The 21,654-nt window shown below is 58.9% G+C and carries 19 protein-coding genes and 4 tRNA genes; 11 read left to right on the top strand and 12 right to left on the bottom strand.

The genetic code is table 11. The annotated features are described in order from the left end of the window. Positions 1-14: 14 nt before the first annotated feature. Both GNF76_RS27915 and GNF76_RS27910 read right to left on the bottom strand, forming a co-directional pair. Positions 15-827: an alpha/beta fold hydrolase gene (locus GNF76_RS27915; RefSeq protein ID WP_155586278.1), complete on the bottom strand. Its 813-nt coding sequence runs from the start codon at positions 825-827 to the stop codon at positions 15-17. A gap of 140 nt (positions 828-967) precedes the next feature. Continuing rightward, positions 968-1,738, bottom strand: coding sequence for a hypothetical protein (locus GNF76_RS27910; protein ID WP_178123633.1), 771 nt, complete (start codon positions 1,736-1,738; stop codon positions 968-970). Between the two features lie 357 nt (positions 1,739-2,095). Between GNF76_RS27910 and GNF76_RS27905 the strand changes: the two genes are divergently transcribed. From GNF76_RS27905 to GNF76_RS27890, 4 genes are all read left to right on the top strand, one after another. Then, positions 2,096-2,171, top strand: a tRNA-Glu gene (locus GNF76_RS27905). A 2-nt stretch (positions 2,172-2,173) separates the two neighbouring features. Then, positions 2,174-2,249 (top strand) — tRNA-Gly (locus GNF76_RS27900). A gap of 104 nt (positions 2,250-2,353) precedes the next feature. Next, positions 2,354-2,429 (top strand) — tRNA-Glu (locus tag GNF76_RS27895). Positions 2,430-2,432: 3 nt separating this feature from the next. Then, positions 2,433-2,508: transfer RNA gene (locus GNF76_RS27890), tRNA-Gly, on the top strand. Positions 2,509-2,633: 125 nt separating this feature from the next. Here GNF76_RS27890 and GNF76_RS27885 read toward each other — a convergent pair. The 7 genes from GNF76_RS27885 to GNF76_RS27855 form a co-directional block, all read right to left on the bottom strand. Further along, complete coding sequence (locus GNF76_RS27885; protein ID WP_155586277.1) at positions 2,634-4,373, bottom strand: dipeptidase; 1,740 nt, start codon at positions 4,371-4,373, stop codon at positions 2,634-2,636. Between the two features lie 172 nt (positions 4,374-4,545). Beyond that, positions 4,546-5,562 (bottom strand): NAD(P)/FAD-dependent oxidoreductase, encoded by a 1,017-nt coding sequence (locus tag GNF76_RS27880; protein ID WP_155586276.1) that lies wholly within the window; start codon positions 5,560-5,562, stop codon positions 4,546-4,548. Continuing rightward, positions 5,549-7,738: a hypothetical protein gene (locus GNF76_RS27875; RefSeq protein WP_155586275.1), complete on the bottom strand. Its 2,190-nt coding sequence runs from the start codon at positions 7,736-7,738 to the stop codon at positions 5,549-5,551. Before GNF76_RS27875 ends, GNF76_RS27880 begins: the two co-directional genes overlap by 14 nt. A gap of 102 nt (positions 7,739-7,840) precedes the next feature. Beyond that, entirely contained in the window at positions 7,841-9,079 is a 1,239-nt protein-coding gene (locus GNF76_RS27870; RefSeq protein WP_155586274.1) for a phospholipase D-like domain-containing protein, read from the bottom strand. Between the two features lie 50 nt (positions 9,080-9,129). Beyond that, the gene (locus tag GNF76_RS27865) at positions 9,130-9,777 is read right to left on the bottom strand and encodes a MotA/TolQ/ExbB proton channel family protein (RefSeq protein ID WP_155586273.1); all 648 of its coding nucleotides are present in this window, start codon (positions 9,775-9,777) and stop codon (positions 9,130-9,132) included. Between the two features lie 77 nt (positions 9,778-9,854). Further along, positions 9,855-10,583 (bottom strand): energy transducer TonB family protein, encoded by a 729-nt coding sequence (locus GNF76_RS27860; protein WP_155586272.1) that lies wholly within the window; start codon positions 10,581-10,583, stop codon positions 9,855-9,857. A 2-nt stretch (positions 10,584-10,585) separates the two neighbouring features. Beyond that, on the bottom strand, positions 10,586-10,993 hold the full coding sequence (locus GNF76_RS27855; RefSeq protein WP_155586271.1) for an ExbD/TolR family protein: 408 nt from the start codon (positions 10,991-10,993) through the stop codon (positions 10,586-10,588). 189 nt (positions 10,994-11,182) lie between these two features. Between GNF76_RS27855 and GNF76_RS27850 the strand changes: the two genes are divergently transcribed. Further along, positions 11,183-11,737, top strand: a complete 555-nt coding sequence (locus GNF76_RS27850) for a GNAT family N-acetyltransferase (protein ID WP_155586270.1) — start codon at positions 11,183-11,185, stop codon at positions 11,735-11,737. Further along, positions 11,734-13,320 (top strand): alkaline phosphatase D family protein, encoded by a 1,587-nt coding sequence (locus GNF76_RS27845; RefSeq protein WP_155586269.1) that lies wholly within the window; start codon positions 11,734-11,736, stop codon positions 13,318-13,320. The genes GNF76_RS27850 and GNF76_RS27845 overlap by 4 nt, the downstream gene beginning before the upstream one ends. On the opposite strand, the gene GNF76_RS27840 is transcribed toward GNF76_RS27845, so the two are convergent. Then, positions 13,321-13,947 (bottom strand): alanyl-tRNA editing protein, encoded by a 627-nt coding sequence (locus GNF76_RS27840; protein WP_155586268.1) that lies wholly within the window; start codon positions 13,945-13,947, stop codon positions 13,321-13,323. Positions 13,948-14,037: 90 nt separating this feature from the next. Here GNF76_RS27840 and GNF76_RS27835 point away from each other — a divergent pair, with 90 nt between their 5' ends. After that, the gene (locus tag GNF76_RS27835; RefSeq protein WP_155586267.1) at positions 14,038-14,970 is read left to right on the top strand and encodes a LysR family transcriptional regulator; all 933 of its coding nucleotides are present in this window, start codon (positions 14,038-14,040) and stop codon (positions 14,968-14,970) included. Positions 14,971-15,036: 66 nt separating this feature from the next. On the opposite strand, the gene GNF76_RS27830 is transcribed toward GNF76_RS27835, so the two are convergent. Continuing rightward, complete coding sequence (locus GNF76_RS27830) at positions 15,037-15,444, bottom strand: PA2817 family protein (RefSeq protein WP_169353609.1); 408 nt, start codon at positions 15,442-15,444, stop codon at positions 15,037-15,039. 74 nt (positions 15,445-15,518) lie between these two features. Continuing rightward, a complete protein-coding gene (locus tag GNF76_RS27825; protein ID WP_155586265.1) occupies positions 15,519-17,966 on the bottom strand; it encodes an acyl-CoA dehydrogenase in 2,448 nt (815 codons plus the stop codon). Between the two features lie 202 nt (positions 17,967-18,168). On the opposite strand from GNF76_RS27825, the gene GNF76_RS27820 reads away from it, so the two are divergent. From GNF76_RS27820 to GNF76_RS27805, 4 genes are all read left to right on the top strand, one after another. Then, a complete protein-coding gene (locus tag GNF76_RS27820) occupies positions 18,169-18,828 on the top strand; it encodes a transglutaminase-like domain-containing protein (RefSeq protein WP_155586264.1) in 660 nt (219 codons plus the stop codon). 55 nt (positions 18,829-18,883) lie between these two features. Further along, positions 18,884-19,507: a glutathione S-transferase family protein gene (locus GNF76_RS27815; protein WP_155586263.1), complete on the top strand. Its 624-nt coding sequence runs from the start codon at positions 18,884-18,886 to the stop codon at positions 19,505-19,507. 135 nt (positions 19,508-19,642) lie between these two features. Then, entirely contained in the window at positions 19,643-20,575 is a 933-nt protein-coding gene (locus tag GNF76_RS27810; RefSeq protein ID WP_155586262.1) for an ABC transporter ATP-binding protein, read from the top strand. Next, positions 20,572-21,351, top strand: a complete 780-nt coding sequence (locus tag GNF76_RS27805; RefSeq protein WP_017136394.1) for an ABC transporter permease — start codon at positions 20,572-20,574, stop codon at positions 21,349-21,351. The genes GNF76_RS27810 and GNF76_RS27805 overlap by 4 nt, the downstream gene beginning before the upstream one ends. The last annotated feature ends 303 nt before the right edge of the window (positions 21,352-21,654 follow it).

Raw genomic sequence — 21,654 nt, 5'->3', positions numbered from 1 at the left:
CAAAGGGGGAGGCGTCAGGCGTGGTTGGCCAGGAACGTCAGCAGCACTTCGTTGACGAAATCAGGGTTTTCCCGGCTGGAGATGTGCCCGGCATCTGGAATCAGGGTCAGTGCGCAACCGATCAAATCGGCCATCTCTTTGGACTCGGCCGGTGGCCGTGGTTTGTCCTGGTCGCCGCACATCACCAGTGTGGTGTCGGCGTCCAGGCGCGGCAGGTGTTCCAGCACATCGCCGCGGCTGAAGATGAGCCGGCCCAACGGTACGATACTGTGCAGCAAGCGCTCCTTGGGGAAGGCCTTCAGCGCGTTGCGAAAGTCCTGGTACAAGGCCGATTCGCGGTCAATGCCCGGGCGGAAGAAGATCGGTGCGATCACATCCAGCAAGGGCTCCGGGATGGCGCCGACATCTTCGATCATCTTGAATAGCGAGAAGTAATACTGGCGAGTGGCCTCAGGCTCGGCGCCCAGGTAAGTGTCCATCAGTACCAGGCTGTTGATCCGCTCCGGTGCCTGCAATGCCAGGCGCGCACCCCACATGCCACCGACCGAAAGCCCCACCAGATTGATTTGGGCAATGTCCAAGTGATCCATCAGGGCCAAGGTCTGGCGTGCCAGGTCATCCATGGACGCTGTTTTCTGCGGCAGAGGGCCGGACTCACCGTGGCCCCACAACTCGGGAACGATCACGCGGTATTGTTGGGAAAGGGCTTCGATCTGCGGCGCCCACATTTGGCGGTCCCAGAGATAACTTTGGCCTAGCAGGACGACGGGGCCGCAGCCTTGGTCCAGGTAGTGCAAGGGTTGTCCATCAATCACGGCGACAGGCATGGAGAGAGCCTCTTTCGTTAACAGAGTGAGGGGCACTTTTTTACGCTAGTCGCGGGCGAGGGGATAGATGCAGAATGATGGCACCGGGCAATTCCTGTAGGCGCTAGGGGGACGCCTGGTTCCTACAGGGGGAGAGGGGATCAGTCGTAAATCGCCTTTTTCTTCCAGTCAGCATCCGCATCCACGACTTTCAAGCCTTCGGTCAATTCATTGACTTCATTTTCAGCCGGCTGGGTGTTAGTCAGCACCATGGCGTTGGCGCGGGCCAGTTGTTTCTCCAGCCACTGCAACTGCTCGCTGTAGAGCACCGGCTCTGTCTGTTTGCGTAAATACTGGACGCCACGCTCGAATGCCAGGCGTGCCTGGCCTGGCTGAGTCTGTTGCAAGGCATGCTGGCCGAGGTTGTTGAAGAACTCGATGTGCAGCAGCACCAGGATGTGGCGGATCTCCTTGATCCAGTGCTTGGCCTCGTTAGTCGGCAAAAAGCCGTCCTGGGCCGCGCGGGTCACCTGGCCGTGCAGCGCTTCCAACAGGAAACGCACATCCTTGGCCTTGGCTTCGGTCTGGATCGGGCCGGGAGGGTTGGTCACCGGAATCGACTCGCCCTGGGCGATCAGTGCGTTGAGCTCGGTGATTCGCGCCTTAAGGGGTGTGCTGGATTTGTTCAGGTTCAACAGGCGCTGGTTGACGTTGAGTTCCAGGCGGGTCAGCAACAGCTTGAGCGCCGGGGTCATCAATTGGCCCGGGAAGGTCTCGGTGATTTCGCCACAGCGACGTAGTCGGTCATTGAGCTCGATCTGGGTCCTGGCTTTTTCCAGTTTGTTGTTTTCCACCACGTGGTTCATGTAGCCAATGGCGATCAGTATTACGATCCCGGCTATTACCAGCAGGGTGATCATGAGTGGTGTCACCGGTGAGACCTCTTTATTGGTTTACGTTGGAGTGTAGTGACTGGAGCATTGGGCGGATAGGACTGGTCGACGAGTTGACCCGGCACTTTCCTCTATATAGGTAGGCGGTATCGGCATGGATGCACATTGCCATCATTCACCGATGTGAACTATAGCGTCTTGTCGGACGCCAGAATATAGGCGCCAAACACTGGACGGCGAGAATGCCTGGGAAGCCCGGTAAAGCGCATCGAAGTCATTGATTTAAATAAATTTATAGTTGGGGGTTGACGACCTCCCAATCCATCCATAGAATGCGCGCCACTTACAGCGTAAAGCACACAGCGAAACGCGGTAGGGAGTGAATGTTGTACGTGTGTCCCCTTCGTCTAGTGGCCTAGGACACCGCCCTTTCACGGCGGTAACAGGGGTTCGAGTCCCCTAGGGGACGCCATTGCGGGAATAGCTCAGTTGGTAGAGCACGACCTTGCCAAGGTCGGGGTCGCGAGTTCGAGTCTCGTTTCCCGCTCCAATTTTAAACAGTGTTGCTTTCGGGCGGCACTGAGTGAAACCAGGACCAAGTCTTCGGACTAGGGTCTGGGCACTGAAATACACACCATGTGTTTCAGTTAGCGTGTCCCCTTCGTCTAGTGGCCTAGGACACCGCCCTTTCACGGCGGTAACAGGGGTTCGAGTCCCCTAGGGGACGCCATTTGCGGGAATAGCTCAGTTGGTAGAGCACGACCTTGCCAAGGTCGGGGTCGCGAGTTCGAGTCTCGTTTCCCGCTCCATATTTAACAAAAACGCCGATCAGTGATGATCGGCGTTTTTGTTTGTGCGTTATTTATGCCTGGCTGTTCAAGTTTGTGCCGCGATCAAAGCCGGACCCGCCGCAACAGCGGGCCCGAAAGGAGAGTCAGAGCTTCGGCAGTTGCCCGATGCGGCTCATCATCTCGGTCACAACCTGCAGGTCCAACAGGAACTGCTCCACTGTCTTGAACTCGCCGTCGGTGTGGCCGGTGTATTTGACGTTGGGCATCGCCAGGCCGAACTGCACGCCATTGGGCAGGTTATGGACCGAAGTGGCCCCGGCGGAGGTGCCGAACTTGTGTTCCATGCCCAGGTTTTCAGTGGCCACGGCCAGCAGGGCCTTGACCCATTCACCCTCTGGGTTGCGGTACATCGGTGCCGCGACCGAGTAGTCGAAAGTCGCTGCAATGTGGGTCTTTTTGCTCCAGGCGCCGATCTTATCGGCAATCTCGGATTTGAGCGCTTCTGGCGACTTGCCCTTGGGTACCCGAAGGTTGACCGCGAGCTTGAAGGTTTTGTCATCCATGGCGACATAGGTCAGGGAAGTGGTCAGCGGGCCCATAAAGGCATCGGAAAAACCGACCCCCAATTTGCCCCCCAGGTAATCCAGGCCCCAGTTGTCGGCTGCGTAACGGGCAGCGTCAGTAATGTGGTTGTGCTTGAGTGCGACTTTTCCGTCCAGGCTGTTGATAAAGTCCAGCATCCGGGCGACCGGGTTCACACCGGATTCGGGTTCCGAGGAGTGGGCGGAAACGCCGGTGACGGTCAGTTTGACGTCGTTGCCGTCAACCTTGGTGGTGATCGTGAAGTCGCCACCATTATGCTTAACATACTCACCACCGGCCTTCAGCAAGCTGGCGGCCAATTCGGCGGGTTTGTCAGTGATCAGGGTGGCGACCGAGGCCGACGGAATCTGGTTGGTAGCCAGGCCGCCGGTCATTGAGGTGATCTCGGCGCCTTGGCCTTCAGCTTTGCGACGGGCAAAGGTCGCCATGACCGTGCCGTAGCCTTTTTCGGCAATCACTACCGGGTAGCCGCCGTCCAGCGCCAGGTTGTAGTTGGGAACCGGGTTGCGTTCAAAGTAATAAGGGATGGCGTCGCCGGTGGTTTCTTCGGTGGTGTCCACCAGCAGCTTGAAGTTGCGCGCCAGTGGCAGCTTCTCTTCCTTGATGATCTTCATGGCGTAGAGCGTTACCACGATGCCGTTCTTGTCATCCTCTGTGCCTCGGCCATACATGCGGTCGCCGATCAGGGTGACCTTGAACGGATCCAGTTTGGTACCGTCCGGCAGGACCCAGTTTTCCGGGGTCACGGGTACGACGTCGGCGTGAGCGTGAATGCCCACCACTTCCTCGCCAGCGCCTTCGAGGGATATTTCGTAGACGCGGTTGTCGACGTTGCGAAAGTTCAGGTTGAAGGCCTGGGCAAGACTCTTGATCTTGTCGGCGATCTTGATGAATTCGGGATTGTCGTGCTGGGCCACGCCGTCCACGCGGAAGGTTGGAATGGCCACCAACTCACGCAGGGTCTCAAGGGCTGCGTTGCCGTATTTCACCCGTGCATAGATGCCCAGCAGACGATAGATCTCGTTCTGCTGTTCGGCGGAAAGGGTCTTGTTGCCTTGAAAGGTACTGATTGCCGAGCCGAGGTCATCGGTTTTGGCCAGGTCACTCTTGGCCAGGGTTGTCAGGAACTGCCTGAAATCCGTGACCGGTGCATCGCTGAAGGACTTGAGGATGGCCGCGCTCTGTTGCGGGGTAATGTTGGCGAACGCGGGCGTGGCGAGCGACGAAAGGCTGGCCAGAATCAGGGTCGTTGCAGCCAGGCGCTTGAATGAGAAATCCATTGCTGGGGGCATTCCTTTGCAGGTGGTGGGTAAGAAATGTCTGATCGAAAGATCAGAAATATTTCCACACACTAACACCATGAAGGAAGGGTAAGGGAGACCCTGAAGTGGGATCTGTCCTACATAAATACAAAAACGGCGCTTGGAAATAAGTGGTGTTTTTCAGGAATGTCTATATCCACCCAGGTGGATGGGGATGTGTTCGGTAAAACATGCGCATGGCCGCCAGGTCCCGCTCAAATCCGTCATGGACCCACGTCTGGTAGGCCGTTTTCACGCAATGTTCGTCGTTGGCGGGACTGGACAGGCAGTCGACAATGGCGAAGGCCACCTGCATTCCCGACATGACGGCCTTGAGCACCCCGTGGGAGGCGCAAGGATCCAGTGTGCCAGCAGCGTCGCCCGCTAGAAAATACCCAGGTCCTGCAACCTTGAGGCATAGGCGCCAAGTGACATCCGCACCGCGAGTCGGGCCGATAGGCGAAAGTCCTCCAAGGCATTCAGGCACTGTGCTGTTGCTGTGTGAGGTAAATCCCAGCCGAGTCCAGTGCAGGCACGCGGCACTGATCCGTGCAATCCAGTACCAGCCGTCTTCTTGTGCAAACAGCCCAAGGTGTTCGTGATGTGAGTGGTTTGCCTGGCAGTAGCCATATCGTGCGATCAAGGTTGGCGAAAACGCTTGTCGGGGTATTTGCAGCTGTCGCTGTAGCCATCCATGACGGCCTGTGGCATCCACTACCTGCTCCGCTGTCCATTGCGCGGAACCAGATTCCACTCCCTGAACCCTGCCGCATTTGTACATGACCCCGGTGACGTTGTAAGGCGTCCGAACCTCGACCCCCAGGGCTTTTGCCTGCTCCAGCAATTGCTGATCAAGCAGGGCGCGTGGCAGTTGAATCCCTCGCCAGGGGCCGTTGGTGTCACTGCCGAATCCGTGAAAACGTGAGGGGCCTTCCCATTGCACCCAGTGGCCTGTATGTCGCAGCAAATGCGGATCACTGAAGATCGAAGTAATCCCCAGCTGGTTAAAAAGGGGTTCAACACCAGGGTGCAACGTTTCCCCGGGCCTGTATCGGGGGAACGCGCACTTTTCCAGCAAGGCTACCCGCAAGCCTCGTTGGGCGCAGGTGATGGCCGCAGCACAACCTGCTGGCCCGGCCCCGAGGACAATGACGTCAAAGTGACTCATGCAGATGTTGCCAGGGACTGCCATCTCGGCTGATCAAGATGGCATCTTGATCAATGTAAAGTTGGACCTGCTGTTCTATTTCCACATGGCGAAGTTTGAAGTTCGTGGCAGGTGTAGTGATCGTGCCTCTTTTGTACAGGTTGTAATGCTGTACCTGGCTTCCCAGCCAATACCCGGCCTCCTTTTGGGCGGCCTCGAGAGCCTCATCAGGCAACTGCACCCGTGAGAAGGACAGCAAGGGCCAGCTCTTTTGGAGTTCCTTGTCTGCTCCGGCGCCGACGGCCTGGTAAGCGCGATGCATCCCCAGCACCCGTTGATGGTATTGCTCAGTGCTGGTGTGGCCGGTCTGGCACAGCGATAGCTGGCCGGCCAATGCGGCTCGCGTGTAGTCGCTGTATTCATAGGCGTGGTATTGGACGATTGGGCGCCCCTCAACCTCGATCAGCACCGGCCCCGACCCGCCATCCCAGGCCGGGCTGCCCCGTAAACCGATCTCGGTATCGGTCAGAGGAATGATGGTTGCGGCCAGCCCCCTCGGCTCGAAAGTACGGGTCGAGTCGGGCGCCACCCCTGGCCAGTAAGAGCCCAGCGCTGCACAAATCCGAGCATCTTCGGTGAAGGGGCTGGCCAACTGATAGCCACAAAGCACATTGGCAAAGGGTGCATCGATCAGGCCTCGACCCACTTCCCAGCCGGGCCCGAACACTCCGCTGGCAAAGTCCGGTAACCAGGATTGACGTTGAGCAAGCGCCATCGATGGGGCAGGTTGCGGTCCCGTGATGGCCATGGGGTGGGAGATGATGGCGGTGACACTGCGGTCATCGGGTGAGAAAAAGTCACCGACAAGGGATTGGTTAATGAAGAACCGGACATCCGAAAGCGGGTTGATCCCGGCATGCCAGACTTGTGGGCAGGGAGGTGTCGGGCAGGGAAATATGTCGGAGTCACTGGACCACTCCTTGAGTTCACGTTGCCCGCACAGGGGGAAAAAGTCGGGTGCACCAATAATGGAATAGGCGGCGATGCTATCCAGTTCCTGCTCCAGTTCCGGACAGTGGGCACGTACCCAGCCATCAGCCATTGCGTCTTGATAGTGCAGGGTACGATAACCTCCCGCTTTGACGATGCTGTCGACGCCCTCCACCTCATTGAGGTCTTCGATCGAGCCGTCGTCGCGAACCCGATGGCGTCCATGTACCAGACCTCCCGTACCCGCAGGCATCATGAAGGACAGGGGGCGCCCTTGATAGAACGCCAGTTCGACAAGTTTTTCCTTGTCATCGGGGATCAATAAGCCTGGACCGAATTCATCGGTGCTTCCCCAATGACAAAGCCCTTCGGTAATGACGAAAGGGGGATTCAAGATGTCAGGCTCCTGCCAGCCCGTGTTACGAAACCTCATATGGATCTGCCGGATTTTTTCATTGATCTGGTGGTTATCCAGCCGCACCTTCAGATTCAACCCCGTCAGGCACTCGTCGCCGTCGAACAGTTTGTGCAGGGGCACCCAGAACTCGAGATCCGAATCGATTGCCGGCTGAAAACTCATCGGTCCGAATTTCGACGGGTCACCTTTTCGCTGCATGGCAACATAAGCACCATAGCGGGCCGGAATGACCCTCATGCGATCCGGGCGGTTATCTACAAAAGGTAGAAAGCCTCGGTGCTGAGCGTTATACAACGCAGAAGCCGTGCCGACTCGTGCAACCCCCGTGCGGGAAAAACACATGTCTGCCTGGTGTTTATGGACAGTTTCGGGGCCGGGGCGGTACTCATAGGCGAACACCACAATGGCCAGTGCAGCGCCATCGGATTGTTGCCTCAGGCTTTCCAGGCTGGGAGGCTCGACGCCGTAGACATAATTGAGTAACTGTTCGATTTCTGCCGATGTGGCAAACGCCGACAACGTACGAGCATTTAACCCTGTGAGGACGTTGGGCGAAGCGATTGCATGAAATAGCAGGCTATCGGCAGGGCTTGCGGGTTCAATCCCGCGGACCCCATGAGGGGAAAAGTCCTCAAAACCCTTTAATGTTCGATCTACCTGAAGGGTTTTTGACAGCTCTTGTCGCAAGTTGGCGGCCGAGATGTCCAGCCCGTGCTGCAACAACAGATCTCGCCATCCAGCAGGCGCCAAACGTGCACAGAGTTGTTCGACGTGACTGATTAACGACATGGGACCGCCCTGCTGTCAGGTTGATTGTTCTCCAATAGTTGAGAAGCCTCTATTCGATTACAACTGGCCGAACAGCTAGGTAGATAGGGTTCCTACACGTGTTCAACGTTGCCCGGGATGTGGGTCGGGGTATTCACCCATGACCTCCAGCGGTTTCGCATAGGGACCATCCCACAGTTGCTCATGCAGCTCACCAATACGCTTGGCCATCGCAGCGTCGCGCATCACCACTTCCAGATTGCGCGAATTATCCAGGTAGCCGCCGAGCCAGTTGCTGGTACCCACCCAGGCCACCTGCCCATCAATTTCCATGGTTTTGCTGTGGATCACTCGGGCGTAGGGGATAAACCCCTCGGGCGCCTGAGGCAGGGTGACGATCTTGACCTGGACATTGGGCAGTACCGCCAGGCTTTTCAGGTAGGGCAATTCCAGCTTGTCAGTGTTCCAGTTAGACACCATCAACTTGACCAAAACCCCTCGCGCCGCCGCGGCTCGCACGGCATTGTCGATCACCGCGTAATACGGCCGGGTTCTATCAGGTCCGTAGGACAGCGGCGCATAGTCCAGCAACTGCACCCGTACTTCTTTCTTCGCTTCGGCGAGCAGGCGCGGCAATTCCTGTTGCGAGTCGCCTACGCCGGGCGGGTTATAGCGTTGTGGGCTGGCAACCAGATAGTTGCCGGTGCGCGCGGGTTCCTGGCCAGCGGCAGGCGGGGGCACGGGCTTGTTTTCCGCCAACGCTGCCTGAGCCTGCCAATCCTGTTCAAAGATCGCTTGCACCTGGGCAACCACGGTTTTATCGCTGATGCGCAGCCCGGTTTCGTGGATGTGTTCAAGCGAGCGCCAGTCGAAATTCTGGCTGCCGATAAACGCCTGCTTGCCATCTACCAGCATGTATTTGGCATGGATAATCCCACCGCTCACTTGTGCGTAGGGCAGTACCCGGAAGGTCAGGTTGGGAATGGCCTTCAGCCGTTCGAGGGTGGCGGGATCCGACAGCTTCAGGCCCTTTTCTTCCAGCAGGAAGCGAATTTTCACCCCACGTTTGCCGGCGGCCTCAAGGTGTTCAATCACCGTGTCCATCACCGAGCCCGGATGATCCGCCGCGTAAAACTGGCCGATATCGATCTGGCTTTTCGCCCCATCGAACAGCTCGATCCACACGGGCCCCGGTTGACGCAAGTCCGCCGTCCCCAGCGTGGTCGCCACCGGCACGGTGTGTACCAATTCAAACCCTGGAATGGAAAAGTCCGCCTGAACCAGCGGACTGATAAGCAAGCCAGCCAGGCCAGCGATACGAACGCCGAGCAGCGCCCGTGGGAACTTCATGCATACGGACATAAACGTCTCATATAAAAGAAAGACGGGCGCACCCTGCGCCCGCCCTGGGGTTAGGCGGTGCGGCTGTGCATCGGGCTGGGCACCAGGTGCGGCACTTCACCTTGCACGCGGGCACCGGTGGCGGCGCGAATCAGCAGCATCTTCAGTTGATCGTTGATGCGCTCCAGGCTGTCCTGGAAAAAGTTGTGAAACACCACGCAGAACAGGGCAATGGCGATACCCAGCCCGGTGGCGAATAGCGCCGTACCGATACCACCGGAAATCTGGCCCGGGTCGGACACGCCGGCGCTGGCCAGGGCCTTGAAGGTATCGATGATCCCCAGGATGGTCCCCAGCAAGCCCAGAAGCGGTGCGGCGGTGGTGATGGTTTCAATGATCCACAGGCTGCGGGCCAACGGTGCGCGGGTCGACAGGTACTGGGTTTCGATCACGTCATCCAGGTCCTTGCGTGAACCATGGGACGCCTTTTGCGCCAGCACCGGTAGCACCATGCTCAAGGGCAGGCTGTCGCGGCGGGTTGCGCTTTGCGGCAGGTCGCGCTCGCTGTGTACGGCGGCGCCCAGGGCGTCCATCAACGATCGTGCCTGGCGCCGTACATAGGCGAAGTAGATGCCGCGTTCGATGGCAATGAAGATCGCGATGGCCATTGCGGCATACATCACATAGAAGGTGATGTCGTGAAGCAGGTTCATGTCCATGATTGTTTACCTCTTGGGTGAAGATCAGAAATTCGCTTTCAGGGAAACCGTTACGGTCCGCTCCAGGCTGACGATGCTTACTGCACGCTGTAGTTGAAGGTGGCGGTGAAGCGTTGTTCATTGCGTCCACCGAAGGCTTGCTCGGGGAACGGCTTGACCTGCCTGATACGGCGCAGGCTGTTGGTGGCGGCCCGATTAAGCAGCATGCTCGACGCCTGGGTCTGGATCCCGGAGTCGAGGACGCGGCCTTGGCGATCCACCATCAACCAGACCACCACCTCGCCTTTGGGGCGTTCGAGGGAAGCCTGGCGTCCGGTGGGGTACTGCTTGTAGGTGTCCAGCTCGTTGCGCAAGCCTTTGAGGTAGCCGCCTTCCAGGGCTTGGCCGTCAACTTTCGGTGGCGCTGGTGGGGCGGGCGGCGTTGGCGTCGGGGCAGCAGCGGCCTGCACGGGCTTGGCGGCGACCGGTGCTGGCGTCGGCGTCGGCGTTGGCTTGGCGACCACGGCCACAGGCTTGGGCACTGGTTTGGGCTTGGGTTCAGGTTTTGGCAACGGTTTTGGCGGTGGCGGAGGAGGGGCCGGCTCGGCTTCTTCATCCTCGATCATCGGTGGCGGCGGCTCTTGCTCCACCACGGGCTCGGGGACCACTTCCGGCTCGGGTTCGACCAAGGCAATTTCAACCGACGACTCGTCATACACCGGCTGCACTTTCAGGGTTTGGGACTGGATACCCAGTGCAATCAGCACCAGGGCGATCAGGGCCGGGACACTGCCCAGCAGCTGACGCGCACGAAACAGGACATACATGATCAGGACTTACGTGTGGCGATGGAGATGGAGGTAAAGCCGCCCAGACGCAAGGTGTCCATGACCTCTACCAGTCGGGACACTTCCACACCCTTATCGCTGTTGACGATGATCGTCGACTTGCTGTCAGGCTTTTCGGCAGCCTTGAGCACGGGCACCAGAGCCTCGACGGTCAGGTCCTTGCCATCCAGTTGCAGTTGGCCTCCCAGGCCCAGGGTGAGGATGAATTTGTTCTGCGGTTTGAGCTGTTGCGAACTGCTGGCGCTGGGCAGTTGGGTCTTCATGCCCAGTGCCGGAATCACGTTCAGGCTCACGAGTACGAAAAACACCAACAGAAACATCATCACGTCGATCATCGGGATCAGCTCGATGTGCGCCTTGCGTTTTTTGGGTTCGTCCCAGGTTCTCATTCCGTTATCCCGTCGTTGATTAGGGGCGAAACGTTAGCAACCAAAAATGACCGAATGGTTAACTTTAATTTAAGCTTTTAAGTGTCTAGGACGTGTCTTGCAGAAGACCGTGCAGTCAGTTTTGTGAGGTAATGAAACTGACACGAAGCAGGTACATTCTTGGAAAATTTACCCGGCGAGCCACTCGACATGAGCGCAGCACTCCCTCATCTATTCACACCGCGACTGGTGTTGAAACCACTGCAAAAACATCAGGCCGAGACACTTTCCGAGCTGGCCAACGGGCCTGAGATTGCCGACAACACTGCCGCTATCCCGTCGCCTTACACGCTGGATACGGCGCACTCCTTTATTGACGCTCAACCGGAGAATTTCCGCTCCGGGCATTCCCTGGGGTTGGGCATTCATCTGCGGGAGACCGACGAGTTGATCGGCGTGATCAGCCTCAGGTTGTCGGCGGCGCATCGAAGTGGTCATTTGGGATATTGGGTGGCAGCGCACCGGCGCAACCTGGGCTACACCACCGAGGCGGCAGCCGCGATCATGGCATTCGGCTTTACCGAGCTGGCGCTGCACCGTGTCGGCAGCCAGTGCTTTGCCCGTAACCAAGGCTCGGCCCGGGTGATGGAGAAGATTGGCCTGCAGTACGAAGGGCGCATGAAAGGTGCATTCTTCAAGAACGGGGTGCATGAGGATATGTTGCTGTACGGGCTGTTGCGGGTCGATTGGCAGCCTGCGTCATGAGTGACGACACTCGTAAGTCGGTAGATCTGGATCGCCGCCGAGTACTGTCGGGCCTGGCGGTGGCGACGGTTTTTTCGATTCTCAGCCCTTTTGCTCGCAGTGCCGGCATCGACTACCCGTTCACCTTGGGTGTGGCCTCGGGGGATCCGTTGCCGGATGGCTTTGTCATCTGGACCCGCTTGGCGCCGCTGTTCAACGCCGCCGATGGCCGCGGCGGGTTGAGCCGTGCGGTGCCGGTGCGCTGGCGAGTGGCCAGTGATGCGGCGATGACACGGATTGTGAAGCAGGGCGAAGTCATGGCCTCTGAACGCTTCGCTCATTCCGTGCATGTCGAGGTCGCGGGATTGGAGCCAGGCCGGCCTTATTGGTATCAGTTTGAAAGTCTCGGGGCACAGAGCCCGACGGGCCTGTCGCGCACGGCACCGCCCCTGCATGCGATGGCGTCGGCGCGGTTGGGCTTCGTGTCCTGCTCTCACTGGGAGCGAGGTTATTTCAGTGCCTATCGTCATCTGGCTGCTGAACAACCTGACTTGGTGTTTTTCCTCGGTGATTACATCTACGACTATTCCTATCCCACAGGCTCCAGCAAAATCATTCGTCCTCATGGCAGTGGCGATGCCGAAGACTTGGCCGGCTATCGCAATCGTTACGCCCTGTACAAGTCTGACCCCGACTTGCAGGCGCTCCATGCTGCGGCGCCCAGCGTGGCCACCTGGGACGATCACGAAGTGCAAAATGACTACGCCAATCAATGGTCTCAGGACGCGAACGTTACGGCGCAGAGTTTTCTCAAGCGCCGAGCGGCCGCTTATCAGGCCTTCTACGAACACATGCCGTTACGCGCCACCAGCCTGCCACGCGGGCCGGATATGCGCATTTACCGGAACCTGGACTACGGCCGACTGGCTCGTTTCCATGTGCTGGACGGTCGCCAGTACCGTTCCGAACAGCCGTGTATTGCGGCCAATGGCAGCCGCAAAGGGCATATCGCCGCCGATAGCTGCGCAGACCTGAGCAATCCTGAGCGCACCATGCTCGGTTGGAAGCAGGAAGCCTGGCTGGACCAAGGCTTTGCCGAATCCCGCGCGCAATGGAATGTGATCGCCCAGGACCTGCTGGTGGCGCCGCTGATCCAGCGTGATCCGGCGAGCCAGGCATTGGGCCACTGGACCGACGGTTGGGACGGCTATAGGGCGACCCGCGAACGCGTGCTGGCGTCCATCGAGCGCAGGCGCGCCCGTAACCCGGTGTTCTGGGGCGGGGATATTCACTCGTTCTGGGCCACGGACCTGCACGCCGACGCCGACGACCCAGACTCGCGGATCGTCGCCACCGAGTTCGTCGGTACGTCAGTCACGTCCGACGGCCCGCCGTTCGATGTCTTCAACTCGATCCTGCCCCTCAATCCCCATGTGCGTTTTTTCGACAGCCGGCAGCGGGGGTATGTGTCGGTGGAGCTGGAAGAGCAGAAGATGCTGACGAACTTCCGGGCGATTTCCGATCCTCGGGATCCGAATGCCAGTGTCTCGACTCTCAAGTCCTTTGTGGTGGAGCCGGGGCGTGCAGGGGCGATTGCGGTGTAGTCAGTCCAGGCTATAACGCACCGACAGCGCGCCCTTTTTCTCGGACAGGGCCAGGATCGTCACCTGGCCCAATGCCCCGAGAGCCTGTACATGCGTACCGCCACAGGCGTAGGCCGGAAGGTCACCAAAGCCGACTTCGCGCACGCCTTCCTCAAGCGCGAGGTGACGCGGCAAGTCGGCGGCGATCCATTGATTGATTTGGTGCTGGATCGCCTCGGCGTCCATGGTTTGCGCCGACTCCCCACGTATGAAAGTAATCTTTCCTTCGCCTGGCCAGTGATGAGCCTTGATCGGCATCCAGCCTAGGGTTTCGCCGACGTTGCCGATCAAGTGTCCGGCGGAATGCAATCGGGTATTGAGGGTGCGACGTGCCTCATCGACCCGCGCATTTATCAGCCCTGGCTCAATCGGCTGATCCACGTAGTGCACGATGCGATCCACGTCCTGGGTTACCTTGATCACTTGGCTATCCCCCAGCCAACCGGTATCGAAAGGCTGGCCGCCGCCTTGAGGGTGGAAAATGGTTGATTGCAGGGTCACGGCAAAGTGGCCCTCGTGAGGCACGCATTCCAGCACTTCAAGCTCGGCTGTCAGGTGGTCGTGAGTGAAAAACAGGCGCTGGGTCATCATTTACATCCGCATCAGGGTTCTGCCAGGCAGTATAAATAGTGCGCTACTGGGTGATAATCCGTTCAACTCTCAATGGACTTGTGCGTCATGAGCATTAATCTTCCGCTACCGCTGCTGGGTGAAATGGCGATTTTCGTCAAAGTGGTGGAGACCGGCAGCTTCTCCGAAGCCGCGCGGCAACTGGGGGCTTCGCCATCGTCGGTGAGCCGCAGCATCTCGCGTCTGGAAAAGGCCCTGGCCATTCGGCTGTTGCAACGCACAACCCGTAAGTTGCGCCTCAGCGAGGGCGGTGAAGAAGTGTTCAAGCGCTGCCAGGAGATGGTCAGCGCTGCGCGTTCGGTGATGGAAATCAGCGGCCAGTACACCCATGAAGCCGAGGGGTTGGTGCGGGTCAGTGTGCCCAAGGCCGTCGGTCGATTTGTGGTGCACCCGCACATGCCTGAGTTTCTGCGGCGCTATCCCAAGGTTGATGTGCAGTTGATCCTCGAAGACCGGCATGTGGACCTGATTGATGACAACGTTGACCTGAGTATCCGCATCACCGACAGCCCGCCACCGGGCTTGGTCGGGCGGCAGTTATTGCCTATTGAGCATCTGGTCTGTGCCACGCCGCAGTATCTGGCCGAGCATGGCATACCGAGTCACCCCCATGACTTGCTGGAGCACAGTTGTATCTATCTGGGTGAAACCCCGGGGGATGCGCGCTGGAAATTCCGCCAGGGCAGCAAGGCGGTGACGGTGGGGGTGGGTGGCCGATATGCAGCCAATCACACAGGCGTGCGGCTGGATGCGGTGTTGCAGCACGTGGGGATTGGCAGCTTGCCGTATTTCACGGCGCGCCATGCGCTGGAGGAGGGGGCGTTGGTACAGGTGTTGCCCGAATGGGACTTTATTGCGTCCTACCATGGTGATGCGTGGTTGCTGCATTCGCCCACGCGTTATCTACCGCCGAAGTTGCGGGTGTTTATTGATTATCTGGTGGAGTGCATGGCGCGGGAGCCTACGTTGCGCAGGCGATAGGTGTGCGGTGCAAATGTGGGAGCGGGCTTGCTCGCTCCCACATTTTGATCTTCGCGGGTCCTGATATCAGTGCTTGCTCTGGTCGTTGGACATGGCCAACAACTGCTTTTCCTGATTCCAGTCGAACGGTTCGTCGTTCTGCTCGGCTTCGAAGCGACGTTCTTCCAGGGCCTGGTACAGGTCCAGTTCGTCGTCCGGCATGAAGTGCAGGCAATCACCGCCGAAGAACCACAGCAGGTCGCGCGGTACCAGGTGGGCAATTTGTGGGTAGCGCAGGATGACCTGGCTCATCATGTCCTGGCCCAGGTACTGGCTTTCGATCGGGTCGATGGGCAGCAGGGCGCGCAGTTCATCGAAGCGCTCCAGGAACAGGGCGTGGCTTTCCTCGGGCACCTGTTCGGCTTCGCCGACGGCAACCAGGATGCTGCGCAGGTGGTCGAGCAAGACGAGATGATCGGCAACGACGTTGGACACGGAATAAGTCCTCAAGAGCAAAACGGGCGCGAGAGTATATAGCCCCCGCGCCCGCATTTATATCACTGGTAGCCTCAGCGGACTTTTCCGTCGGCCTGGCTCAGTTCCTCTTTGCTGAAATCATCCACGTCGATCACCTTGCGCCGCGCCGCTTCGGCGTCACGCAAGGTCTGCGCTTCGGCCGGTTGCAGCACGCCAGCTTGCAGTGCAGCGTCGATCGCATGTTCGCCAGCGGCAGGCTTGACCTGGCCACTCTTGAGGCTTTCGTGGAGTTTTTTCTGCAGGGGATGGCTGTCGGCCAACAGGTCGTAGGCATGTTGCAGGGCGCCCACTGGGTCGTCGGCCGATTGCGGGCGGTAGCAACCCGCCAGCACGGCTTCGAGGGCCGGATCGCCTTTGGCCCGGCCAATCACCGCCGCGACCTCGGCGTCCAGCGCATCGGATGGGCCCTTATGGCGACGCCCGAACGGGAACACAATTACCCGTAGCAGGCAGCCCATTACCTTGTTCGGGAAGTTGGTCAGCAGTTCATCCAGCGCCCGCTCCGAATGGCCAAGGCTTTCTTCCATGGCCCAGACAAACAGCGGTTCCAGGTGATCGGGTGAATCCAGGTCGTGATAACGCTTGAGCGCTGCCGACGCCAGGTACAGATGGCTCAGCACGTCTCCCAGGCGCGCCGACAGTCGTTCACGGCGCTTCAACTCGCCACCCAGCAGCATCATGCTCAAGTCCGCGAGAAGGGCAAATGCCGCTGCTTGACGGTTAAGGGCGCGGAAGTAGCCTTGGCTCAAACGGTTACCCGGGGCCTTTTCGAAATGCCCCAGGCCGAGGTTCAGCACCAGGGTGCTGGCGGCGTTGCTGACGGCGAAACCGATGTGTTGCAGCAGCAGCCCGTCGAACTCTTTCAGTGCCTGATCGTGGTCTTCGCGGCCGGCCAGGGCCATTTCCTTGAGCACGAACGGATGGCAGCGAATGGCGCCCTGGCCGAAGATCATCAGGTTGCGCGAGAGGATATTCGCGCCTTCCACGGTGATGAAGATCGGCGCCCCTTGCCAGCTACGACCCAGGTAGTTGTTGGGGCCCATGATGATGCCCTTGCCACCGTGTACGTCCATGGCGTGGCTGATGCACTCGCGGCCGCGCTCGGTCAGGTGGTACTTGAGGATAGCCGACAGCACCGAGGGTTTTTCCCCAAGGTCCACGGCGTTGGCAGTGAGCATTCGTGCGCTGTCCATCAGCCAGGCGTTACCGCCGATACGGGCCAGGGCTTCCTGGATACCTTCGAAGGCCGACAGCGGTACGTTGAACTGCTCGCGCACCTGAGCGTACTGGCCAGTCACCAGGCTGGTGAACTTGGCTGCACCGGTGCCCACGGCGGGCAGGGAAATCGAACGGCCTACCGACAGGCAGTTCATCAGCATCATCCAGCCCTTGCCGAGCATTTCCTGGCCACCGATCAGGAACTCCAGGGGAATGAATACATCTTTGCCGGCGTTCGGGCCGTTCATGAAGGCGGCGCCCAACGGTAGATGGCGACGGCCGATCTCTACGCCAGGGGTGTCGGTGGGAATCAGCGCGAGGCTGATGCCCAGGTCTTCCTGGTCGCCCAGCAGGTGGTCCGGGTCATGGGCCTTGAACGCCAGGCCGAGCAAGGTCGCCACTGGGCCGAGGGTGATGTAGCGTTTTTCCCAGTTCAGGCGCAGGCCAAGGGTTTCCTGACCTTCCCATTCGCCTTTGCAGATGATGCCGGTGTCGGGCATGGAGCCGGCATCGGAGCCTGCCAGCGGGCCGGTCAGGGCGAAGCAAGGGATATCATCGCCGCGGGCCAGGCGAGGCAAGTAATGGTTACGTTGTTCGTCTGTGCCGTAGTGCAGCAGCAGTTCGGCCGGGCCCAGGGAATTCGGAACCATCACGGTGGAGGCCAGGTCACCACTGCGGGTGGCCAGTTTCATGGCGACCTGAGAGTGGGCGTAGGCGGAGAAGCCCTTGCCGCCGAATTCCTTGGGAATGATCAGGGCGAAGAAGCCATGTTGCTTGATGTGTTCCCAGGCAGCGGGCGGTAGGTCCATGGCCTGGCCGATTTCCCAGTCTGTGACCATGGCGCAGAGTTCTTCGGTGGGGCCATCGATAAAGGCCTGCTCTTCGTCGGTCAGTTGTGCCTTGGGATAGGCCAGCAGCTTGTCCCAGTCAGGGCGGCCGCTGAACAGTTCACCGTCCCACCACACGGTACCGGCGTCGATGGCGTCGCGTTCGGTCTCGGACATCGGCGGCAGGACTTTCTGGAACCAGTTGAACAGCGGCGCAGTGAAGTACTGGCGGCGCAGGTCCGGCAGCAGCAAAGGCGCAGCCACCACGGCAATCAGCACCCAGAAGACCAGCAGCAACCAGCCCGGTACATGGCTGAAGGCACCCATCGCCAACAGGTAGACGGCCACTACGCCCAGGGCGGGCAGGGGCGCGGTGCGGCGGTGTGCCAGGTAGGCAATGCCGACCACCAGAACCAGTATCCACAACAACAGCATATTCAATCCTCCGTGAAGCCAGGGGCAAAATCACCTCAGAGCTTAGTCGGCATCCGAAAAAGCGGGTGACGAGCGTGTTACGTGTTGTGCCGGGAAGCGCTTTTTAATCACTGGGTCTCAGGCGCCGACATTTGGCCGAATTGTCGTTATCGCTGGGGCGGGCCTGTGGTTAGACTCAGGGCTCGCCTCGGAGATTGTGCTCATGGATACGTATTTGAATCCCAGCCGCTTCATCGATAGTGACCACCCTGCGGTGGTGGAGTTCGCCGAAAAACATCGGGGCTCGAGCCCCGGTCTTCGTGACCAGGCAGTCAGTCTCTATTACGCCGTGCGCGAGGCCGTGCGTTATAACCCCTACACCTTCAGCCGCGACCCGCAAACCCTCAGTGGCAGCTTCGCATTGGCCGCTGGCGAGAGTTATTGCGTGCCTAAGGCGACGTTGTTGGCCGGGTGCGCCCGGCACTGTGGAATTCCTGCGCGCATTGGCCTGGCCGACGTACGCAACCACCTCTCGACGCCACGTTTGATCGAGCTGCTCAGAAGTGACGTATTTGCCATGCACGGCTACACCGAGTTGTATCTGGACGGCCGCTGGGTCAAAGCCACGCCGGCGTTCAACCAGCAACTGTGTGAATTGTTCGATGTGCCGCCGCTGGATTTCGACGGCATTCACGACAGTGTTTTCCATGCCTTCAACCGTAAAGGCCAGCGTTCCATGGAGTATGTGGTGGACCATGGGCAATTTCCCGACGTTCCCGAGGACTTCTTCTTCGCCCACCTGGAGAAATGTTACCCACACCTGTTCGGCGAGCAGATGCCCGCTCTGCTGGGGGACATGCAGAGTGATTTAAGCCGCCCGTAAACCGGCGTATGCTGCCTCGGCATTCATCCACCATATTCATCACGTCGGGGCGGTCATGCTGAAAATCTGGGGTCGTAAAAATTCGTCAAATGTCAGGAAAGCACTGTGGTGCGCCGAGGAGCTCGGCCTGGACTATGAGGCAATTGATGCGGGCGGGGCTTTTGGGGTGGTCGACACGCCGCGTTATCGGGCATTGAACCCCAACGGCCGGGTGCCGATGATCGAGGATGGCGATTTTGTATTGTGGGAATCCAACACCATCGTGCGTTACCTCAGTGCCAAGCATGCCCCGGACTCGGCCTGGTACCCGAAGGACCTGCAGGCCCGCGCCAGTGCGGAAAAATGGATGGACTGGACCACCTCGACCTTGGCCGACCCCTTCAAGACCGTGTTCTGGGGCGTGCTGCGTACCCCCGCTGACCAGCAAAACTGGGACAACATCCACGCCGGGCGCAAAGCCTGCATCGATGTGCTGAAAACGGTGGATCAGGCCCTGGCCACGCAACCCTATCTGTCAGGCGCCGAGATCGGCATGGGCGATATCCCCTTAGGCTGCTTTATTTATGCCTGGTTCGAGATGCCCATCGAGCGGCCGTCGATGCCCAGTCTAGAAGCCTGGTATCAACGTTTACGCCAGCGCCCGGCGTACCAGAAAGCGGTTATGACCGCGTTGACTTAATACTGACTATTAATACAGGTGACTGTACTTGTGCGGCGCGGGCAAGCACCATGCTTGTCATGCGCAGCCGTTGTATTCCGCGCGGTCAGCCCACATGTAACAATTCTATTCCTCTTCTTTGGTGCGTAATCCGATATGAGTTCCGCTCTGTCCATCCGGCAGCTAACCAAAACCTACGGCAACGGTTTCCAGGCCCTGAGTGGTATCGATCTGGATGTGGCCGAAGGTGACTTCTTCGCTTTACTCGGCCCCAACGGGGCCGGCAAATCCACCACCATTGGCATTCTCTCGACCCTGGTCAACAAAACCAGCGGCACAGTGAATATCTTTGGCCATGACCTGGATAAATCCCCGGCCGCGCTCAAGCGCAGCATTGGCGTGGTGCCCCAGGAATTCAATTTCAACCAGTTTGAGAAGACCTTCGACATCGTGGTGACTCAGGCGGGTTACTACGGCATCCCGCCGAAGATCGCCAAGGAGCGCGCCGAGCAATACCTGACCCAACTGGGCCTGTGGGACAAGCGCGACGTGCCTTCACGCTCCCTGTCCGGCGGCATGAAGCGTCGCCTGATGATCGCCCGTGCCCTGGTTCACGAGCCACGCCTGCTGATCCTCGACGAACCGACGGCGGGGGTGGATATCGAGCTGCGTCGTTCGATGTGGACCTTCCTCACCGAGCTGAACCAGAAAGGCATCACCATCATCCTCACCACCCACTACCTGGAAGAGGCTGAGCAGTTGTGCCGCAACATCGGCATCATCGACCACGGCACCATCGTCGAAAACACCAGCATGCGTTCGCTGCTGAACCAGTTGCACGTCGAGACGTTCCTGCTGGACCTGAAAAACGACATGGCGGTGCCACCGCAACTGATCGGCTACCCGAGCCGCCTGGTGGACAGCCGTACCCTGGAAGTCCAGGTGGATAAAGCTGCGGGTATCACCGCGTTGTTCGGCCAATTGGCGACTCAGAACATCGAAGTACTGAGCCTGCGTAACAAAACCAATCGCCTTGAGGAGTTGTTCGTGTCTCTGGTGGAGAAAAATCTGGCGAAGGTGGCGGTATGAGTTCTGAACTGCAACCCAATCTTGTCGCGCTGCAGACCATCGTTTATCGCGAAGTGAAGCGCTTTACCCGGATCTGGCCGCAAACCCTGCTGCCGCCGGCGATTACCATGGTTTTGTACTTCGTGATCTTCGGTAACCTGATCGGCCGGCAGATTGGCGATATGGGTGGTTTCACCTATATGGAATACATCGTGCCGGGGTTGATCATGATGTCGGTGATCACCAACTCCTACGGCAACGTGGTTTCCAGCTTCTTTGGCAGCAAGTTCCAGCGTTCCATCGAGGAATTGATGGTGTCGCCGGTGTCACCGCATACCATTCTGATCGGCTACACCCTGGGTGGCGTGCTGCGTGGGTTGATGGTTGGGGTGATCGTGACGCTGCTGTCGCTGTTCTTCACTCATTTGCAGGTGCATCACCTTGGGGTCACGTTGTTGGTGGTGGTGCTGACGGCCACGATCTTTTCGTTGCTGGGTTTTATCAACGCGGTGTTTGCGCGTAACTTTGACGATATTTCGATTATTCCGACGTTTGTGTTGACGCCGTTGACGTACCTGGGCGGGGTGTTTTATTCGATCACCTTGCTGCCGCCGTTCTGGCAGACGGTGTCGTTGGCCAATCCGGTGTTGCACATGGTCAATGCCTTCCGCTACGGCATTCTGGGGGTGTCGGATATCAAGATCAGCGTGGCGATCACGTTTATGCTGGTGGCGACTGTGGTGCTGTATGTCGGTTGTGCGCGGTTGCTGGTGAGTGGGCGTGGGATGCGTACCTGATTGTTGGTTTTTAGAGAGTAAGACGGTCTCTTGATGAGGCCGTTTTTTTTGGGGTGTCCATCGATCAAGTGTGGGAGTTGTCGAGCTTTAGCGAGGCGATGGTGGCGGTTTGATCGGTGACCATTTTCTGGGGGGGGTGTACATATCCGTTGCTGGGGTAACGGCTACTTATGGTTTCGCTCTTACAGCGACTCACTTTGGAAAAGCCCCAAAGTAAGCAAAGGGCTCTTGCCCCACCACTCGGTGCCTCGCCTAGGCTCGGCATGCCTGAACGTAGACATTGCTCCGTGGGCCGCCGCAATG

It is taken from the genome of Pseudomonas spelaei (genome assembly GCF_009724245.1).
GTDB classification, from domain to species: Bacteria; Pseudomonadota; Gammaproteobacteria; order Pseudomonadales; family Pseudomonadaceae; genus Aquipseudomonas; species Aquipseudomonas spelaei.
This window is presented reverse-complemented; position numbering and strand designations above follow the sequence as displayed.

What these genes read in the sequence shown, in the direction of transcription:
- GNF76_RS27840 (WP_155586268.1), bottom strand. Translation starts at nt 13,947, where the DNA reads ATGACCCAGCGCCTGTTTTTCACTCACGACCACCTGACAGCCGAGCTT.
- GNF76_RS27825 (WP_155586265.1), bottom strand. Translation starts at nt 17,966, where the DNA reads ATGCTGTTGTTGTGGATACTGGTTCTGGTGGTCGGCATTGCCTACCTG.
- GNF76_RS27880 (WP_155586276.1), bottom strand. Translation starts at nt 5,562, where the DNA reads ATGAGTCACTTTGACGTCATTGTCCTCGGGGCCGGGCCAGCAGGTTGT.
- GNF76_RS27870 (WP_155586274.1), bottom strand. Translation starts at nt 9,079, where the DNA reads ATGTCCGTATGCATGAAGTTCCCACGGGCGCTGCTCGGCGTTCGTATC.
- GNF76_RS27805 (WP_017136394.1), top strand. Translation starts at nt 20,572, where the DNA reads ATGAGTTCTGAACTGCAACCCAATCTTGTCGCGCTGCAGACCATCGTT.
- GNF76_RS27875 (WP_155586275.1), bottom strand. Translation starts at nt 7,738, where the DNA reads ATGTCGTTAATCAGTCACGTCGAACAACTCTGTGCACGTTTGGCGCCT.
- GNF76_RS27860 (WP_155586272.1), bottom strand. Translation starts at nt 10,583, where the DNA reads ATGTATGTCCTGTTTCGTGCGCGTCAGCTGCTGGGCAGTGTCCCGGCC.
- GNF76_RS27865 (WP_155586273.1), bottom strand. Translation starts at nt 9,777, where the DNA reads ATGGACATGAACCTGCTTCACGACATCACCTTCTATGTGATGTATGCC.
- GNF76_RS27845 (WP_155586269.1), top strand. Translation starts at nt 11,734, where the DNA reads ATGAGTGACGACACTCGTAAGTCGGTAGATCTGGATCGCCGCCGAGTA.
- GNF76_RS27815 (WP_155586263.1), top strand. Translation starts at nt 18,884, where the DNA reads ATGCTGAAAATCTGGGGTCGTAAAAATTCGTCAAATGTCAGGAAAGCA.
- GNF76_RS27810 (WP_155586262.1), top strand. Translation starts at nt 19,643, where the DNA reads ATGAGTTCCGCTCTGTCCATCCGGCAGCTAACCAAAACCTACGGCAAC.
- GNF76_RS27885 (WP_155586277.1), bottom strand. Translation starts at nt 4,373, where the DNA reads ATGGATTTCTCATTCAAGCGCCTGGCTGCAACGACCCTGATTCTGGCC.
- GNF76_RS27850 (WP_155586270.1), top strand. Translation starts at nt 11,183, where the DNA reads ATGAGCGCAGCACTCCCTCATCTATTCACACCGCGACTGGTGTTGAAA.
- GNF76_RS27835 (WP_155586267.1), top strand. Translation starts at nt 14,038, where the DNA reads ATGAGCATTAATCTTCCGCTACCGCTGCTGGGTGAAATGGCGATTTTC.
- GNF76_RS27855 (WP_155586271.1), bottom strand. Translation starts at nt 10,993, where the DNA reads ATGAGAACCTGGGACGAACCCAAAAAACGCAAGGCGCACATCGAGCTG.
- GNF76_RS27915 (WP_155586278.1), bottom strand. Translation starts at nt 827, where the DNA reads ATGCCTGTCGCCGTGATTGATGGACAACCCTTGCACTACCTGGACCAA.
- GNF76_RS27820 (WP_155586264.1), top strand. Translation starts at nt 18,169, where the DNA reads ATGGATACGTATTTGAATCCCAGCCGCTTCATCGATAGTGACCACCCT.